The organism is Nonomuraea sp. NPDC000554, from assembly GCF_040300065.1.
GTDB lineage: Bacteria > Actinomycetota > Actinomycetes > Streptosporangiales > Streptosporangiaceae > Nonomuraea.
This window is the reverse complement of sequence record NZ_JBEPDC010000047.1, coordinates 1-15,185: the sequence shown is the minus strand read 5'-3', so window position 1 is coordinate 15,185 and position 15,185 is coordinate 1. Positions and strand designations below refer to the sequence as shown.

The 15,185-nt window shown below is 69.1% G+C and carries 16 protein-coding genes and 2 pseudogenes; 9 read left to right on the top strand and 9 right to left on the bottom strand.

The genetic code is table 11. The features are described 5' to 3' along the window. The first annotated feature begins 173 nt into the window (after window positions 1–173). On the top strand, window positions 174–1,109 hold the full coding sequence (locus tag ABT294_RS48385) for an NADP-dependent oxidoreductase (protein WP_350813300.1): 936 nt from the start codon (window positions 174–176) through the stop codon (window positions 1,107–1,109). A 248-nt stretch (window positions 1,110–1,357) separates the two neighbouring features. Here ABT294_RS48385 and ABT294_RS48380 read toward each other — a convergent pair whose 3' ends face one another. After that, window positions 1,358–2,200 (bottom strand): HAMP domain-containing sensor histidine kinase, encoded by an 843-nt coding sequence (locus tag ABT294_RS48380; protein ID WP_350813299.1) that lies wholly within the window; start codon window positions 2,198–2,200, stop codon window positions 1,358–1,360. Between ABT294_RS48380 and ABT294_RS48375 the strand changes: the two genes are divergently transcribed. From ABT294_RS48375 to ABT294_RS48365, 3 genes are all read left to right on the top strand, one after another. After that, on the top strand, window positions 2,199–2,759 hold the full coding sequence (locus ABT294_RS48375) for an acyltransferase family protein (RefSeq protein WP_350813298.1): 561 nt from the start codon (window positions 2,199–2,201) through the stop codon (window positions 2,757–2,759). The genes ABT294_RS48380 and ABT294_RS48375 overlap by 2 nt on opposite strands. Window positions 2,760–2,765: 6 nt before the next feature. Next, on the top strand, window positions 2,766–3,089 hold the full coding sequence (locus tag ABT294_RS48370) for a M15 family metallopeptidase (RefSeq protein ID WP_350813297.1): 324 nt from the start codon (window positions 2,766–2,768) through the stop codon (window positions 3,087–3,089). A gap of 111 nt (window positions 3,090–3,200) precedes the next feature. Continuing rightward, the gene (locus tag ABT294_RS48365; RefSeq protein ID WP_350813296.1) at window positions 3,201–3,971 is read left to right on the top strand and encodes a LysR substrate-binding domain-containing protein; all 771 of its coding nucleotides are present in this window, start codon (window positions 3,201–3,203) and stop codon (window positions 3,969–3,971) included. Window positions 3,972–4,099: 128 nt separating this feature from the next. Here the strand turns inward: ABT294_RS48365 and ABT294_RS48360 are convergent, their stop codons facing one another. Beyond that, window positions 4,100–4,597, bottom strand: coding sequence for a hypothetical protein (locus ABT294_RS48360; protein WP_350813295.1), 498 nt, complete (start codon window positions 4,595–4,597; stop codon window positions 4,100–4,102). Window positions 4,598–4,689: 92 nt separating this feature from the next. Here ABT294_RS48360 and ABT294_RS48355 point away from each other — a divergent pair, with 92 nt between their 5' ends. The 3 genes from ABT294_RS48355 to ABT294_RS48345 all read left to right on the top strand — a co-directional run bounded on the left by ABT294_RS48355 (window position 4,690) and on the right by ABT294_RS48345 (window position 8,511). Further along, complete coding sequence (locus tag ABT294_RS48355) at window positions 4,690–5,187, top strand: winged helix-turn-helix transcriptional regulator (RefSeq protein ID WP_350813294.1); 498 nt, start codon at window positions 4,690–4,692, stop codon at window positions 5,185–5,187. Window positions 5,188–5,788: 601 nt separating this feature from the next. Then, window positions 5,789–7,042, top strand: coding sequence for an MFS transporter (locus ABT294_RS48350; RefSeq protein ID WP_350813293.1), 1,254 nt, complete (start codon window positions 5,789–5,791; stop codon window positions 7,040–7,042). Next, on the top strand, window positions 7,039–8,511 hold the full coding sequence (locus ABT294_RS48345; RefSeq protein ID WP_350813292.1) for an amidohydrolase family protein: 1,473 nt from the start codon (window positions 7,039–7,041) through the stop codon (window positions 8,509–8,511). The genes ABT294_RS48350 and ABT294_RS48345 overlap by 4 nt, the downstream gene beginning before the upstream one ends. A gap of 178 nt (window positions 8,512–8,689) precedes the next feature. Here the strand turns inward: ABT294_RS48345 and ABT294_RS48340 are convergent, their stop codons facing one another. The 3 genes and pseudogenes from ABT294_RS48340 to ABT294_RS48330 all read right to left on the bottom strand — a co-directional run. Beyond that, entirely contained in the window at window positions 8,690–9,220 is a 531-nt protein-coding gene (locus ABT294_RS48340) for a DUF302 domain-containing protein (RefSeq protein ID WP_350813291.1), read from the bottom strand. A gap of 232 nt (window positions 9,221–9,452) precedes the next feature. Further along, window positions 9,453–9,917: pseudogene (locus ABT294_RS48335) on the bottom strand (zinc-binding dehydrogenase); the annotation flags it as partial. Window positions 9,918–10,053: 136 nt separating this feature from the next. Next, a pseudogene (locus ABT294_RS48330) lies at window positions 10,054–10,398 on the bottom strand (transposase); the annotation flags it as partial. Between the two features lie 344 nt (window positions 10,399–10,742). Between ABT294_RS48330 and ABT294_RS48325 the strand changes: the two are divergent. Beyond that, window positions 10,743–12,134 carry an MFS transporter gene (locus ABT294_RS48325; protein ID WP_350813290.1) on the top strand — a complete coding sequence of 464 codons (1,392 nt, stop codon included), beginning with the start codon at window positions 10,743–10,745 and terminating at the stop codon, window positions 12,132–12,134. 142 nt (window positions 12,135–12,276) lie between these two features. Here the strand turns inward: ABT294_RS48325 and ABT294_RS48320 are convergent, their stop codons facing one another. Continuing rightward, window positions 12,277–13,242 carry an alpha/beta fold hydrolase gene (locus tag ABT294_RS48320; RefSeq protein WP_350813289.1) on the bottom strand — a complete coding sequence of 322 codons (966 nt, stop codon included), beginning with the start codon at window positions 13,240–13,242 and terminating at the stop codon, window positions 12,277–12,279. A gap of 467 nt (window positions 13,243–13,709) precedes the next feature. Here ABT294_RS48320 and ABT294_RS48315 point away from each other — a divergent pair, with 467 nt between their 5' ends. Continuing rightward, window positions 13,710–13,955: a Tn3 family transposase gene (locus tag ABT294_RS48315; protein ID WP_350813288.1), complete on the top strand. Its 246-nt coding sequence runs from the start codon at window positions 13,710–13,712 to the stop codon at window positions 13,953–13,955. Between the two features lie 72 nt (window positions 13,956–14,027). On the opposite strand, the gene ABT294_RS48310 is transcribed toward ABT294_RS48315, so the two are convergent. The 3 genes from ABT294_RS48310 to ABT294_RS48300 all read right to left on the bottom strand — a co-directional run. Then, window positions 14,028–14,222 carry a hypothetical protein gene (locus tag ABT294_RS48310; protein WP_350813287.1) on the bottom strand — a complete coding sequence of 65 codons (195 nt, stop codon included), beginning with the start codon at window positions 14,220–14,222 and terminating at the stop codon, window positions 14,028–14,030. 90 nt (window positions 14,223–14,312) lie between these two features. After that, on the bottom strand, window positions 14,313–14,507 hold the full coding sequence (locus ABT294_RS48305; protein ID WP_350813351.1) for a ferredoxin: 195 nt from the start codon (window positions 14,505–14,507) through the stop codon (window positions 14,313–14,315). Window positions 14,508–14,517: 10 nt separating this feature from the next. Further along, on the bottom strand, window positions 14,518–15,185 hold a 668-nt coding region (locus ABT294_RS48300), incomplete at its 5' end, for a cytochrome P450 (RefSeq protein ID WP_350813286.1).

Below are 15,185 nucleotides of genomic sequence, written 5' to 3'. Positions count from 1 at the left end.
GGCAACCCTCGATGAACTACCTTTCACTTGCCTTGGCAAGTGAAAGTACTTGCCAAGGCAAGTGAAGGAGCTGATTTCGGTGACCACCACGAGGCACCTCGACGCGCTTCACCTGCCCGCCTGATCGCCTCATCCCTTGGCGATGGCATCAATGCACACTGGAGGAAAGTGCCATGAAGGCAATGCGTTTCCACGAGTTCGGCAGCAGCGAGGTCCTGCGCTACGAGGACGTCGACCGTCCGGTCCCCGGCACCGGGCAGGTGCTGGTGCGGGTGGCGGCCACGTCGTTCAACCCGGTCGACGACCATATCCGCGCCGGTGTCCTGGCCGAGATGATCCCGATCACTCTCCCGTACGTGCCGGGGATCGACCTGGCGGGCACCGTCGCTGAACTCGGCGCGGACGTGACGGGCTTGGAGGTCGGCGACCGAGTTGTGGCGATGCTGCCCCTCGACTCCGCCGGCGGGGCCGCCGAGTACGTGCTCGCCCCGGCCGAGTCCCTGGCCCCGGCGCCCCAGACGACCGAGCTGGTCGACGCCGCGGCGCTGCCGCTGACCGGCCTGGCGGCCTGGCAGACGGCGTTCGAGCTCGCCGAGCTGAAGCCCGGTCAGACCGTCCTGGTCAACGGGGCGGGGGGCGCGGTGGGCAGCCTCGTGGTGCAGCTCGCCGTCGACGCGGGAGCGCACGTGACCGCGGTGGACGCGCCGCAGCACGCCGACCGCCTTCGGGGCTACGGCGCGGACCGGATCGTCGGCCCCCTCGACCTCGCCGCGGGTCCAGCCGCCGTGGGCGGTCCGTTCCAGGTCGTGGTGAACCATGTGCGCGTCCCCCCGGAGCAGCTCGCGCAGCTGACGAACTACGTCGCCGACGGCGGGGTCGCCGCCAGCACAGCCGGCCCGATTCCCGAGAACCCCGCCCGGGGGGTGCGCAGCGCGAGCCTGTGGGTCCGCAGCGACGGAGCCCAGCTGACCGAGCTGGTCGCCAAGGTGGATGCCGGCAAGCTCCGGCTCCACGTCGCCGCCCACCGCCCGGTGGCCGAGCTGGCCGCCGTGCACGAGGACGCCGGCGCCGGGCGGCTGCCCGGCAAGACGGTCGTGCTCGCTCCCTGATCACACCCTGACCGCACCCGACCGGACTGCCAGCCGTTCGCTCTCCCGCCGTGGGCGGCGTCCATCGTGGCGCGCACTGCGATCGACGCCCTGGGGTGAATTCGCGCAATCAGGCGCAACGTCGTTGAGAGCCAAGTGCCGGTGTTTCTAGCGTCGTTGACGTCATACAGCGCACTCTGTTCGGAGAGCGCGGTATTCCTTGCCCGTCTTGCTGGTGCGGGACACGGGGTGATTCTCGCCAGCTCGGATCAGCTGGGAAGGTACAGGGTGGCGTTGGCGCCGCCGTCGGGGGCGTTGGTGAGGGTGAGGGTGCCGCCAAGGACTTGGGTGTGGCCGAGGGCGATGGTGAGGCCGAGGCCGTGGCTGCCGCGTTCGGCGGCGCCGGTGCGGAAGCGGCTGGGGCCTTCGGCGAGGAGGTCTTCGGGGTAGCCGGGGCCGTGGTCGCGGACCGTGATCGTCGCTCCCTCATCCGTGGCCTCGATGGTGACCTCCACGGGGGCGGCCCCGTGCCGGTGGGCATTGGCCACGAGGTTGGTGATCACCCGTTCCAGGCGACGCGGGTCGCTCTCCACTACGGGGCCTGTTGCGGGCTCCGCCGGCAGGAGTCGAAGCCGGACCTGGTGGCCGGTGCGGGCGATAGCGTCTCCGACCACCGTGCCGAGGGGCACCGGGGTACGGATGGCTGTTTCCGAGCCGGCGTCGAGGCGGGAGATCTCCAGGAGGTCCTCGACGAGGTCGCGAAGGGTGCGGACGCGGGCGCGGATGATGTCCTCGGTGCGTCCGGCGGACAGCAGGTCCATGGCGGAGAGGAGGCCGGTGACGGGGGTGCGCAGTTCGTGGGCGACGTCGGCGGTGAAGCGGCGTTCGTCGCGGAGTCGGCGGGCGAGGTCGTCGGCCATGCTGTCGACGGCGCGGGCGAGGTCGGAGACCTCGTCGTTGCCCCGGGTGGGTCCGGTGCGGGCATCGAGGTCGCCCGCGCTGATCAGGATTGCGGTCCGCGAGGTGCGGCGCAGTCGGCGGCCGAGGAGGTCGGCTCCGTACAAGGCGAGAGGGAGGGCCAGGGTCAGGGAGACGGCGGAGGCTGCGGCCATGGTGAGGTCGAGTTGCCGGACGATCGCCGTCGGGCTGCTGGTCCTGGCCTCGGTGGTGCCCTGGCGTTCGCACGCGGTCACCTACCCGTGGACCGGCCTGGCCATCGCCGTCCTGACCCTCGTGATCCTCGGCCGATGGACCCGGGACCGCACCCCGAGCGGGCGCGTCCTCACTCTCCTCGCCCACCTCGGCACTATCTCCTACGCCGCCTACCTGTGGAATTACCCCCTCACGCTGTGGCTGCGACCCTGGCACCCGATCGCCGGGCCCGTGCTGGCGGTCGTCCTCACCGTGGTCTGCGCCACGCTCAGCTGGTTCCTGATCGAACGCCCCGCCGCCCGGCGCTGGGGACGGAGCCGACCACATCGGAAGGACCGGAAGGACGGGGGGCTGGGCGCCTCCGGCACAAGTCGGCCTACGCCCTCGGGCGTGGACGGGCCCAGCCCATGGCCACCACCGGCGGCCCCGGCCACGACCGGCCCGCCCACGGTGCCGACGATGCCCACGGCCCGACAACCGGCCGGGACCCCACCGACGTACTCCACCCGAGGAGCCTGAGGCCCGATGCCCACCGACCGCGCGCCCGCCGGCTTCATCGCCCTGGCCGACGTCGCCCCGACCATCCGGCAGGACCTCCGCTACACCGGGAGCGACAACTTCGTCGGCAGCCCCCTGGACGGCTACCGGAACGCCACCTGCGTCCTGCCCCTCCCGGCCGCCCTCGCCCTCAGCTGGGCCGCGCGCGTCCTGGCCCGGGACGGATACGCGCTGACCGCTCTCGACGGCTACCGGCCGCAGCGGGCCGTGGACCACATGCGCCGATGGGCCGCCGACCCCACCGACCAGGCCACCAAGGCCCGCCACTATCCGCGCAGGCTCTGCACCTGACCGGCCCGGCCGTGTCGCAGCAATTGGCGGCGCTGGAGCGGGAGGCGGGGGTGCCGCTGCTGGGAGAAGCAGGGCCGGACCCTGCGGCCCACCGCAGCCGGGCGTCGGCTGGTGGAGCACGCCGAGGTGATTTTGGGCAGTCTCGCGGCCGTCGACGCCGACGTGGCGGCGGCCTGGCGGTCTGGTCATACCGGGACCGTCACCATGGCCGTGTTCCCGTCTGCGGGGCGGGTGCTCCTACCGAGACTCTGGGCCCGGCTGCAAGCCGATCCTGACTTCCCGCAGCAGCTGCGCATCGTGGAGGGCGAGCCGGAGGCAGCCCTGGAGGTCCTCCGCAGTGGCCAGGCCGATGTCGTGGTCGTCTATTCCTATACCCTGGCGCCGCCCAACGTCCCGGACGGTTGCACGATCACACGCCTCGCCGACGACCCCGTGGTGCTGGCCCTGCACCTCGACGAGGCCGCCCGCCGTGGCCTGGCTCAGGACCGGCCTGTCGACCTGCGCGACCTGCACGACGCCCAGTGGCTGCTGCCCAGTCCGCCGGCCACCTGCCACGAATTGATCCGCCAGGCGTGCGGGGCAGCCGGACTCGTCCCCGAGCCACTCGCGGTCGCCACCGACTTCACCGTACTGACAGCCCTCGCCGCCGCCGGAGCCGGAATCGCCGCAGTACCGCGGATGGCGCTGCCCGACAGCACAGCCGGCCTGAGCCTGCACCCGCTGGCTTCCCCGATCATCCGGACGGTATCCGCCGTGGCACGGATCGGCGAGGCCCGACAGGCACGCATCTCCAAGATTGTCAGCGGCTTGCGAGCGGTGGCGATGGAGCACGCCCTCACAAGCCCTGCTGCAATGGGCGACCGCCGAGTCGGCCTGGACTGACGTCGGCTTGGGCCGATCCCACGAAATGAGCCACTGGCCCCGACGTCCGCTGAATCGCTGACGAAGCCGCCTGCGGGCCGGCAGGTGCGAGAACGGCGCCAATCTCTGAGTGCCCCTGAAGGCACTGACTACGGCAGGCGGGTGTGTTCGGCTCGGCTGGCGGCGATGCGCTGGGCGGCGAGCCCGCGGGCCCGCTCGGTGTCGTGCTTGGTGAGCCGGGCGAGGATCGTCGCGAGCGGCCTGACCTTCCCGTACCCACCCCAGTGGCCCTCAGGGATCTCGGTGGGGAACACCCAGATCCGGCCGGGATCGCGCGGCCAGGCACCGTTCTCGGCGTCCAGGATCGCCTCGGTGACGTCGGCGATGACGCCCGCCCGCGTCTTCTCGTCGAGCTGCCCCTCAGGGACAGACGGGACGACCTTGTAGTGCGGCGCGTTCGCGGGCGATCCGCCAACGTAGACGGCGACCGGCCGGTGCAGGAAGACCCAGGAGACGGACCGGGTCACCGGGTCGGCGGGGTCGAATCCCTCGTAGCGGATCAGGATCTCGGTGATGTGGTTCAGCAGTGCTGCCTCGGCATCGGGCTGGAGCGCACCGTCGGGGATGTACACGTCGAGCATGGGCATGGCCCGCCTCCTCGGTTTATTTCTTCAACTCAGCGCCCGGAGCCTAAGGAGGCTGAGTGGAGATTGTCAACTCAGATCGGTAGGATCCGTCCGTGGAGATACAGCGGATCGACCCTGTGAACTGTTCGGTGGCCCGCGCCCTCGCGATGGTGGGTGAACGCTGGTCGCTGCTGATCGTGCGCGAGGCACTGGACGGCGCACGCCGGTTCGGGGAGTTCCGGGCCCGCCTCGGCATAGCGAGCAACCTTCTGACCACCCGGCTCGACACCCTCGTGGCGGCCGGAGTGATGCGACGCGTCCCCTACCAGGAACCCGGCGACCGGCAGCGCTTCGAATACCACCTCACCGAACAGGGCCAGGACCTGCGGCCCACGCTGGTCGCCCTACTGGAGTGGGGCGACAAGTATCTCGCCGACCCGCAGGGGCCGTCGGTCATCGTCCGGCACCGCCCCGCCGACGATGACACCACTTGCGAGGAGCCGGTGAGGGTCGTTCTCGAATGCGCTGCGGGGCACACCCGTCTACCACCGGACGCCGTCTACCGCGCCCCCGGGCCAGGCGCCCGCTTCCTGGACCCCACTAGAGCTTGAGCACCACGATGGCGGCTTCGCGGCCGGTCACGCACAGCCAACCGCACGCGGAGGCTGCCGATCGTGGGTGAGAAATCGTGAGGAGCCTGTCGAGGTGACTCACCGGGACAGATGAAGGGACAGCGGCGGCGTGTCTCGCCGACGAAGAGCAGATTCAGCGTATTCCGGCCGCCCGCTGACCAGGCAAAACCTGAACGCCTAAACCTGGTGGCACGAGTCTTGCCGACACCCCAGAAGGGGTGGCACACAGGAGAGCATCCAAGGCGTGCAGTTCACCTCCTGGGCGCATCCCCCGCGCGCCAAAAGACTCCGGCCCGCCGTCCTCGATGGGCGGCGAGGCCCTCTGGTCGCGGATGCAGGTCGAACGTCTCGTTCGCCAGCGCCGGGCGCACCCGGGTTGAACTCGCCAACCCGGGGCGTCTTCGGGGCTCCTCGCATTGACCCAAGTGGAGCGCCATCGAGGCGTTTCAACGGCGGCGGACAGAGCTTGGTGCAATTGCACGGTCGGCGGCCCCGACTTCATGTCCCTGCACGAAGCACTCCCGGGTGACGTGATGGAGGGTTGCTGGAACATTGCTGTGAAAGCCCCGGAGGTCTGTGAATGGGACTCGCCGAAGACACCCCCGCCCTGGCGCCCGCGCAGATACGCAGGACGGCAACCGTCACCGTCGGTCTACTCATGGGTGTCTGGACGATCGACTACGTCGATCGGGTGATGATGGCCGTCGCCTTGCCGTTCATCGGCGAGGACTTCGCGCTCACCAAGACCGAGCAAGGCTGGCTGATCACCGCCTTTTCCCTGGTCTATCTGCTGTGCCAGATACCGGGCGGCATCCTCGCCGACAGGTTCGGCGCCCGACGGCAACTCATGGTCTCCCTGCTGCTCTGGTCGGTCTTCACCGCCCTCACCGGTATCGCCTGGGGCCTGGCATCCCTCCTCGTCATCCGTGCCTTCTTCGGCGTCGGCCAGGGCCTCTTCCCCGGCGCGTCCTTCAAGGCCATCGCGGAACGCACCACCCCCGCCGTCCGCGCCACCGCCGCCGGTGCCATGCTCGCCTCCAACCAACTCGGTTCCGGCGTCGCCCCGCTCATCGTCGCGCCGCTCATCCTCGCCCTCGGCTGGCGCCACACCTTCTGGGTCACCGCCGCCGCCGGCGTCGCAATCGGCGTTCTCCTCTGGAAGCTGCTACCCAAGGCGCTACCCGCCCACCTCAACGGCTCCGACATCGTTCAGGACAAGGGGTTCGGCCTCGGCGCCGTCATGCGCTCGCTGTCGGTCTGGAAGTTCGCCGCCCTCTTCTGCGCCACCAACATGCTCGGCTACGGCTTGATCACTTGGGTGCCCAGCTACCTGCTGGAGGAGCGCGGCATCTCCCTCATCAACACCGGCGTCATGTCCGCCATCCCCGGCCTGGTCACGTGCGCGACCGTCTTCCTCGGCGGCTGGCTGTTCGACCGCTTCTTCCACGACAGGGCCCGGCTCTACGTCATCCCCCTGCTCCTGGTCACCGCCGTGCTCCTGGTGCTCATGCTGATGGCCGACTCCGCTGTCGGGTTCACCATCTACCAGACCCTCGCCATGGGTGTGGCGGGCCTTTCCTCGATGGGCATCCTCGGCATGCCCGTGCGCGCCCTGCCGCCCGCCGTCATCGGATCCGGCATGAGCGTCGTCAACGTCGGCGGTCAGATCGCCGGCGTCCTCGCCCCCGTCCTCATGGGCTTCCTGGTCGACAAGTTCTCCTACAACGCCGCTTTCGGCCTGCTCATCGCCACCACTGTCCTCGGCGCGCTGATCGCGTTGATCGTGCCCCAGCGCCCTGAGCAGTTCAGCCTCGGAACGAAGGAGTTCGCGTGACGACATACGATCTGGTCCTCGCCCGCGGCCGGGTCATCGACCCCGAGACCGGTCTGGATGCCGTGCGCGACGTCGGCGTCAACGGCGGGGTCATCCAGGCCGTCTCCGACCAGTCGCTCGACGGCGTCACCACTGTCGACGCGACCGGCCTGGTCGTCAGCCCAGGCTTCATCGACCTGCACAGCCACAGCATGGACGTCGCCGGCCACCGCCTGCAGTCGCTCGACGGCGTCACCACCGTCCTGGAACTCGAAGCCGGTGCCTACCCGGTCGCCGCCGCCTACCGCAGAGCCGAGACCGAGGGCAGGCCGCTCAACTACGGCTTCGCCACCTCGTGGGCCGTGGCCCGTATGGCCGTCCTCCTCGGCCTTGACACCGACGGCGACCTGGAGACCGACTTCCTCGCCAACATCGGTCGCAAGGAATGGCAGCGTGCCGCCCCGCGGCATACCGTCGACCGTATCGTCGGCATGCTGGAGCGTGACCTCGGCGATGGCGCGCTCGGCATCGGCATCCTCGTCGGCTACGCGCCTCGCATCGACCCCTCCGAGTACCTCGCCGTGGCCGCCCTCGCCGGCCGCGCCGGGCTGCCCACCTACACCCATGCCCGCGAACTTGTCGAGATGGACCCCACCACTCCCGTCGACGGCGCTGAAGAGATCGTCCGCGCCGCCGCCGAGACCGGCGCGCACATGCACTACTGCCACGTCAACAGCACCTCCATTCGCCATGTCGACCGCGTGCTCGGACTGGTGGAGAAGGTCCGCGCCGAAGGCTCGCGCGTCACCACCGAGGCCTATCCCTACGGCGCGGGCATGACCGGCATCGGCGCGGCCTTCCTCGCCCCGGAACTCCTCCACCGGCGCGGGCTGACCCCGCACTCCATCGGCCTGCTCGGCGCCCATGGGCGTATCCCCGACGCCGACACCCTGCGCCGGGTCCGCGAGAGCGAACCCGGCTCGGCCGCTTTCGTCCACCTGCTCAACGAGGATGACCCCGCCCAGTTCGACTACATCCAGCGAGCCCTCACCTTCACCGACGCCGCCGTCGCCACCGACGCCGTCCCCCTCCTTTGGCGCTCGGGAGCGCCTGACCCGCTGTCTTGGCCGCTCGGTCCCGACGCCGTCACCCACCCTCGTACTGCAGGCACCTACGGCCGGACGCTACGTAGGCTCGTCCGGGAGAACGGTGTCCTGTCGCTGCCTGAGGCTGTGCGCCGGTGCACGCTCATCCCCGCCGACATCGTGGGCTCAGGCGTCCCGGCGATGCGGCGCAAGGGTCGCGTTCAGGTGGGCTGCGACGCCGACCTGACCGTTTTCGACCCCGAGACTGTCAGCGACCGTGCCACCTACACCGAGACAGTCAGGCATTCCTCCGGTTTTGTTCACGTCCTCGTTGATGGCCAGTTCGTGGTCCGCGACGAGTTTCTGCTGCCGACCGCCCTGCCCGGGCGCGCCGTCAGAGCCTGATGCCTGCTCAGGGCCGCCTGGTTGACGGAACCGACTGCCGTCATGCCGTCGTCGCGGCCAACCGCAGGACGTGCCCACAGAAGCGTCCTCTAAGTCACTCGCCGGTACCATCAACGGCTGTCCGCAAGTTCCTCAACCCCGGAGTACCTCCAGGCGTCCATCCCGAGGCGGAGCCCTGTTAGCCCGACGCAGGAGCGTGCTCGGTGAGCACCCTGGGTGCCTCGGCGCCCAAGGCGACGAGCACACCAGCCACTTTGTCGTCCAGATCGCGGCCGACCGCCGCGATATCTGCGTTGCCATAGCTGCTGAACAGGGTGCTGGGCTGATCAATCACGAACACCGCCTGACCCGACTGGTCGGCTTGGATCAGGACACGGAGTGGGGCGTGCAGCATCACCGCCGGATCGTGGCGGAACATCCGCTCGGCGATGACGTGGTTGCCCATCAGGTACTGGACGCAGTCCCAACCGGCCTGGGACCCCGTCATCAGCTCCCGCACGTGGAGCGTCCCGTAGCGCATGAACCCGAACGGGGCCTCCTTGTCCGCGAGTTCGACCACGGCGTCCCAGTTGTCCAGCTCGCTGAAGCGCGCGGTGTCGACGTTCGGGACGAGCTGCTCGAAGCGGCGGACCGCGTCGCCGTATGGCTGCCCGAGCGGGACGACCAGCCTCCGGACGGTATGCATCGTGCTCTGATTGGCGTGTGTCATGACTGCCTCCCCAACGATCTTCTCCGGATCGGCTCGTCAACCGGGTCCGCTCTGCTTAAGCTGACCGGATCCTTGCCTGATCGATGAGCGTTGCGGGCTTGAACCCTATCCCCGGCCTCCAGCGAGCGGCATCCGAGCCGCGGCCGCCATCGGAGCACTCCGGGGCCGGTGATCCGCAGGTGCGGGCTTCCCGCGGCCGAAGCCGCGGGAAGCCCTGAACGGTGGGACAAGCTCAGATGCAGACCACGATCTTTCCCCGGGTGTGTCCGCGCTCGGCGTATGCGTGCGCTTCGGCGATCCGTTCGATGGGGTACGTCCGCTCGATGCGCGGTGTGTAGCGGCCTTGCCGGCCGAGTTCGCCCGCTTCGGCGAGGAGCATGGAGTCGTTCTCCGCGTTGGCCAGATGCACACCCAGGCGCTGCGCGTTGGTGTAGTCGGCGATCGTCGACACACGAGCAGGGTCGCCCACGATCGCGATGAGGTCGCTCAGGGAGCCGGACGCTGCGGTGTCGAGCGCGATGTCGACACCGTCCGGAGCCAGGGTGGCAAGGCGCTCCGCGAGGCCGGTGCCGTAGGTGGTGGGAACGGCTCCGAGGGAGGTGAGGAACTCGTGGTTGCGCTCGCTGGCCGTCCCGATCACGGTGGCGCCCTGAGCCACCGCGATCTCGACCGCGGCACTGCCCACGCCTCCGGCACTCCTGGACCAGCTGACGGCCGAGCGTGTCCGCATCGACCAGCGGATCACCGACCTGCTCGCTGTGCGCGACCGGCTCGACGACGTGATCGCCATCGCGCGGGACCCTGAATCCGACTGCTCTCACGTGCGGTGAAGATTACTGCCGCAACGACTTCAGACGTCGCCGGCAGATGAGTGCGCATCCGAGAGTGAGGAAGGCTTCGTGGATGTCGTCGCGTATCTCCCAGCGGATGCGCAGGCGACGGAACCAGTGCAGGTGGGCGAAGGCGCGCTCTACCACCCAGCGCTGGGCACTCAGGCCGGAGCCGTGCTCGGTGCCGCGGCGGGCGATCAGTGGTTTCACGCCGAGGTCCCAGACCAGGCGGCGGTACTTGTCGTGGTCGTAGCCGCGGTCGCCCAGCACCACGTCCGGGCGGCGCCGTGGCCGGCCGCGCTTGCCCCGCACCGGCGGCACGGCCTGCAGCAGTGGGATGAGCTGGGTGTCCCAGGCGATCCCGGTGTGCAGCACGAACAGGATGCCCTGGAACCAGCCGGTCCGGATGCCGCTTGCGCCCGGGGTGACGGGCCCGGCGTTCGACCATGGGCAACAGCGGATCGATCACTGCCCACAACTCGTCATCGTGAACCGCGCCGGGTTTGATGGAGACCGTGGTGTGCCCCGGGTCATGTGCAGGTGGATTACTGGATTCTTGTGCCACTCGTTGAAGGAGAGTGGCATGGGATGACGGGGTTACCCGCCGGAGGTTACGAGGATCGAGACGGCGACAGGCCCGGTGTGCAAATTTCTTCAAGACCGGGCAGGCGCAGGCAGCCGATGCTGGATGAGTGATCCCTCTCGCTCCTTCGCCGGTGGCGGGCGCGCGCCGTGGCCGGATGCTCGCCGTACTGCTCACCGGTCAGGTCATGGCCTCCATGGACGGCTCGATCGTGTCAGTGGCTGCGGAGACCATTCGCGATGATCTTCACACCGGTGGTGCGGCGATCCAGCTGATCGTGTCGGGCTACCTGCTGACTGTCGGCGTGCTCCTCGTCACCTGCGCGCGGATCGGTGACGTTGTCGGGCAGCGGCGTGCGTTCCTGCTCGGGCTGGGCTGGTTCACCGGCGCTTCGCTGCTGTGCGGGCTGGCTCCTGACGTGAGCGTGCTGGTGCTCGCGCGCATCGCGCAGGCCATGGGGGCGGCGCTGCTCACTCCGCAGATCTTTTCGCTTATCCAGATGCATTGGGAGGGTACGGCTCGCCGCAGGGCGATCGGCCTTTACAGCATGGTGCTCGCCCTGGGAGTCGCGCTGGGGCAGGTCGTCGGAGGGCTGGTCGTCAACGCCGATCTCTTCGGCCTGTCCTGGCGACCCGTCTTCCTGGTCAACATCCCGATCGGCGCGATCGCGCTGGCCGTGGGCCCGCGCCTGCTGCCGGTCTCCCGCGTGGATGGGCAGGCACGCCTCGATCCGGGTGGAGTGGCGGTCCTGACCGCCGCCATGGCCGCGATCACGGTCCCGCTGATCTTCGGCCGCGAGCTCGGCTGGCCCGGCTGGGTCTGGATCGCGCTGGCGTGCGGTGCCGCGCTGACGGTGGGATTTGTCCGCTATGAGACCAAGGCGCGGTATCCGCTGCTGGACCTGGCATCGGTACGGCCGCGCGGGGTGAAGCCGGGGCTGGTGGCTTGCTGGACCGCCATGGGGTGCTACACCGTCTTCCTGCTCACCCTCACCCTGCACCTCCAGACCGCACTGGGTTTTTCGCCGCTTCAAGCGGGGCTGGCGTTCGTCCCGTACGCCCTGGGGTTCGGCGCGCTCGGCTTGAGCTGGACCCGATTCCCGCAGCGGTTGCACCGCGCCCTGCCGATCGCGGGTCCGATCGCCTTCGCGGGCGGGGCGAGCCTGCTGGTGCTCTTCTGCCGCGATCAGTGGCAGCCGGTCGTGGCGATACCGCTGCTGCTCCTGGCGGGGGCCGGGCACGCTGCCGGGTACAGCCCGCTGATCGCGCAGATCACAGCGCTGGTCGAGCCACGGCTGGCGTCAGCGATCTCGGCGTTGAACTCCACCGGGCCCATGCTCGCCGGGGTGACCGCCGTCGCCGGGCTCGGAAGCGTCTACTTCGCTGCGCCCTCTTCGGCCGACGGGCTCGTGCGGGTCGTCGTCGTGGTCGCTGTCCTGCTCGTGGGTGGGGCCGCGTGTGCCGTCGGGGTGACTCGCTGTACCTCCTCGGGATCAGCGTGATCAGGGGTAAGGCGTGCGGTAGGCGCCGGAGCCGTGTCGGGATCGACTCCACCATCACCGGCACCAGCTCGCCGCCCTCCTTCCTGTGCGTGAGCGGGTGTTGACGGGATCCCGTCTGATCAGAGCCTCGCCGAACAGGTCGTCACGGTGCAGGGGCAAAGAATGCCTGCAGGTGGTAGTTGACGGAGTCAGGGCAATCGAGTTGGGGTGCGTGGCCGCAGCCGTCCAGGATGTAGATCTGATCGTGGGGCAGCAGGTCGGCGAAGCGCTGCGCCCGCTCAACCGGCTGGATGGTGTCCTGCTTGCCCCACAGCACCAGGGTCGGCGTCTTGGTGGAGGGCAGGGCACGCTCGGTCGCGCTCCAGTCCAGACGGCGTTCCAGCAGATAGGTGGCTCGAATGTTGGCAGGGAAGGTCATCGGAGCCCACCACTCCCCCAGCAGTTCGTCGGTGATGCGTTCCTTATGGACGAGCATGCCCTCGGCCAGGCCCCGGGCGGCCGATCGGCTGGTGGACAGCTTGACGGCCAGCTCGCCGAGGATCGGAATCTTCAACGCCTCCCACATGAACGTGCCGGGCAGATCCAGCCCAGTGGCATCGAGCAGGGCCAGCTTGCTGACTCGCTCGGGGTGACGTTGGGCAAAAGCCAGCGCCCAGCCGCCGCTCCAGGAGTTGCCGGCCAATCCCGCCTGTCGGACGCCGACGGCGTCCATGAAGGAGCCGATGGCGGCGGTCATCGCGTTCAGGTTATAGCCGAAGTCCGGGTCCTTGACCTGGGTGTAGCCCTGGCCGGGCAGGTCGACCACATAGACAGTGTGCTCGCGGGCCAGCACACCGACCTGGTCCTTCCAGCCGATCACGGTGCTGCCGCCGGGCGAAATCAAGATCAACGGGGTGCCGGAACCGGCCTCGATGTAGTGAAAGCGGGCCATCGGTGTGTCGGCGTACCGGGAAACCATCGCGGCCAGGTACGGCGAGCGGAAATCAGCCTTAGCGGGCTGCCAGCCGTACGCGCCGAACAACAACGCGCCCACCAGCACAGCAACGGCACCCAGCACCCAGTAACGCAGCCTTGCCCGGCGTCGCCCCTCAGCGTGAACCATGATCATCCCTCCATCTGTGGTTCCGATTGCCTTCAAGACGGGCGGGCCATGGCCGGCGTGACAGCTTCCGTGTGTGACATGGCTCATGGCGCAGGTCAACCACGAACGGCCGTGTAACGGAGGGCGTGCTGCACGGGCGAGCCTGTGACGATCAAGCACATCCCTGCCTGACGCCAACCCGCGGCGGGACTCGCAAGCTGTCGGCCTTGACGACCTGGATGGCGTCGCGCTCGTCGTCGGTGTACCGGCGGCGCCGACGGATGGGGTCGGTGTCGCGCCCTCGCCGTCGACGGCAGGCTTCTTGGGGACGCGCGGCACGGCGCGGCTTGGACTCCCGCCGCAATGTCGGCCAGCACCGTCCAGTCAGTGGGGTCGGTGAGCGGGAAGGTGCCCGACCGTGCTCGCCAGCGGCGCAGGCGTCGGCCGGCAGCCGCCAACACCGTTCGTCGAGTAGCCCGCGGGGCGGCCGGGTCGTGGAGGTGTTCGCGCTCGCCCTCCACCTGGTCCAGGCCACGATCGCCTACCTGAATACCCACCTGATCCAAATCGTGCTCCGCGACGACCCCAAGTGGCGCGCACGCCTCACCGAGGAAGACGTCCGAGGCCTGTCGGCCCTGTTCTGGACCCACCTCAACCTGTACGGACGTCTGGAACTGGACATGACCAACCATCTCGACCTCGGCATGGCCGAGCAGCAGACAGCCACCTCCACGGCGTAGGACGTTTGAGTGATTTATGGCCCAGCTGGCACGAGAGCGTCGGAGGTGGCATGCGGGAGGATGAAGGGGCGGTCACGCGTTCAGGTCTCTGGCGCATACGGCGGCCGCGGCCAGGGTGGTGTAGTTCATCGTGAAGCGTCCCCCCAGGGAGTCGGGCGCCGCCCGCTGGTAGGCGGTGAGGACCGGATCAACTCCGTCGCCTCCGTTGAAGCGGAAGGGCGACGGGGTGGTCGCTGTGCCCAGATCCCGACTTGCTCGCCTTGCCACCAGCGTGGATGTGCTGGAGGCAAGGTCTGAGCTACCCCACCGGACTTGTCGCCCTCCACTGGCGCGGACGCGTCACCGCCGGGGATGTGCCTACTCCTGCAGGATGGAGAGGGCTCGGGATGGGCACAGGGTGACGGCGTGGCGTACCTGTACGGCGCTTTTGTTGTCGGGGTGGTCGGTCAGCAGGGCCACGATGCCGTCGTCGTCTTGGTCGAATACGGCCGGCTCGGTCAGGACGCATTGGCCGGAGCCGATGCAGAGGTCGGTGTCGGCTTTGATCCGCATCATGTCCTGCTCACCAGGTGACCGGGAGTTCGTGAACGCCGTAGATGACGGCGTCGGTCTTGAACGGCAGGTCTTCGACGGGTGCGGCGAGCCGCAGGGTGGGGATGCGGCGGAACAGCGTGTCGAAGACGATCTGTAGTTCAAGGCGCGCCAGGTTCTGGCCGAGGCACTGGTGCGGGCCGAATCCGAAGGCGAGGTGGTGGCGAGCCCCGCGCTCGACATCCAGTTCGGCCGGATTCTTGAACGCCGCCGGGTCCCAGTTGACCGACAGGCCGGAGACGATGACGCCCTCGCCTGCCTTGATGCTCGCCCCGCCGATCTGAGCGTCTTCGGTGGCCACCCGGGAGGTGACCCCGTCGGCGATGGTGAAGTAGCGCAGCAGTTCCTCCACGGCCATGGGCGTCCTGCCCGGGTCGGCCGTGATCAGGGCCAGTTGTTCCGGGTGGTTGAGCAGGCCGACCACGCCGAGCGAGATCATGTTCGCCGTGGTCTCGTGTCCGGCCGTCAGCAGCAGGAAGGCCAGGCTCACCAGGCCCGCGTGGTCGAGGGCGCCCTCCTGACGTTGCCGGGCGATCTGCCGGCTGAACAGGTCGTCGCCGGGTTCGGACTCCTTGCGGGTGACCAGGTCGTCGATGTAGGCGCGCAGTTCGGCGAAGGCTCGCTGGCGGTCTTCCAGCG

What these genes read in the sequence shown, in the direction of transcription:
- ABT294_RS48350 (WP_350813293.1), top strand. Translation starts at nt 5,789, where the DNA reads ATGGGACTCGCCGAAGACACCCCCGCCCTGGCGCCCGCGCAGATACGC.
- ABT294_RS48320 (WP_350813289.1), bottom strand. Translation starts at nt 13,242, where the DNA reads ATGATCATGGTTCACGCTGAGGGGCGACGCCGGGCAAGGCTGCGTTAC.
- ABT294_RS48370 (WP_350813297.1), top strand. Translation starts at nt 2,766, where the DNA reads ATGCCCACCGACCGCGCGCCCGCCGGCTTCATCGCCCTGGCCGACGTC.
- ABT294_RS48375 (WP_350813298.1), top strand. Translation starts at nt 2,199, where the DNA reads ATGGTGAGGTCGAGTTGCCGGACGATCGCCGTCGGGCTGCTGGTCCTG.
- ABT294_RS48385 (WP_350813300.1), top strand. Translation starts at nt 174, where the DNA reads ATGAAGGCAATGCGTTTCCACGAGTTCGGCAGCAGCGAGGTCCTGCGC.
- ABT294_RS48380 (WP_350813299.1), bottom strand. Translation starts at nt 2,200, where the DNA reads ATGGCCGCAGCCTCCGCCGTCTCCCTGACCCTGGCCCTCCCTCTCGCC.
- ABT294_RS48340 (WP_350813291.1), bottom strand. Translation starts at nt 9,220, where the DNA reads ATGACACACGCCAATCAGAGCACGATGCATACCGTCCGGAGGCTGGTC.
- ABT294_RS48305 (WP_350813351.1), bottom strand. Translation starts at nt 14,507, where the DNA reads ATGCGGATCAAAGCCGACACCGACCTCTGCATCGGCTCCGGCCAATGC.
- ABT294_RS48360 (WP_350813295.1), bottom strand. Translation starts at nt 4,597, where the DNA reads ATGCCCATGCTCGACGTGTACATCCCCGACGGTGCGCTCCAGCCCGAT.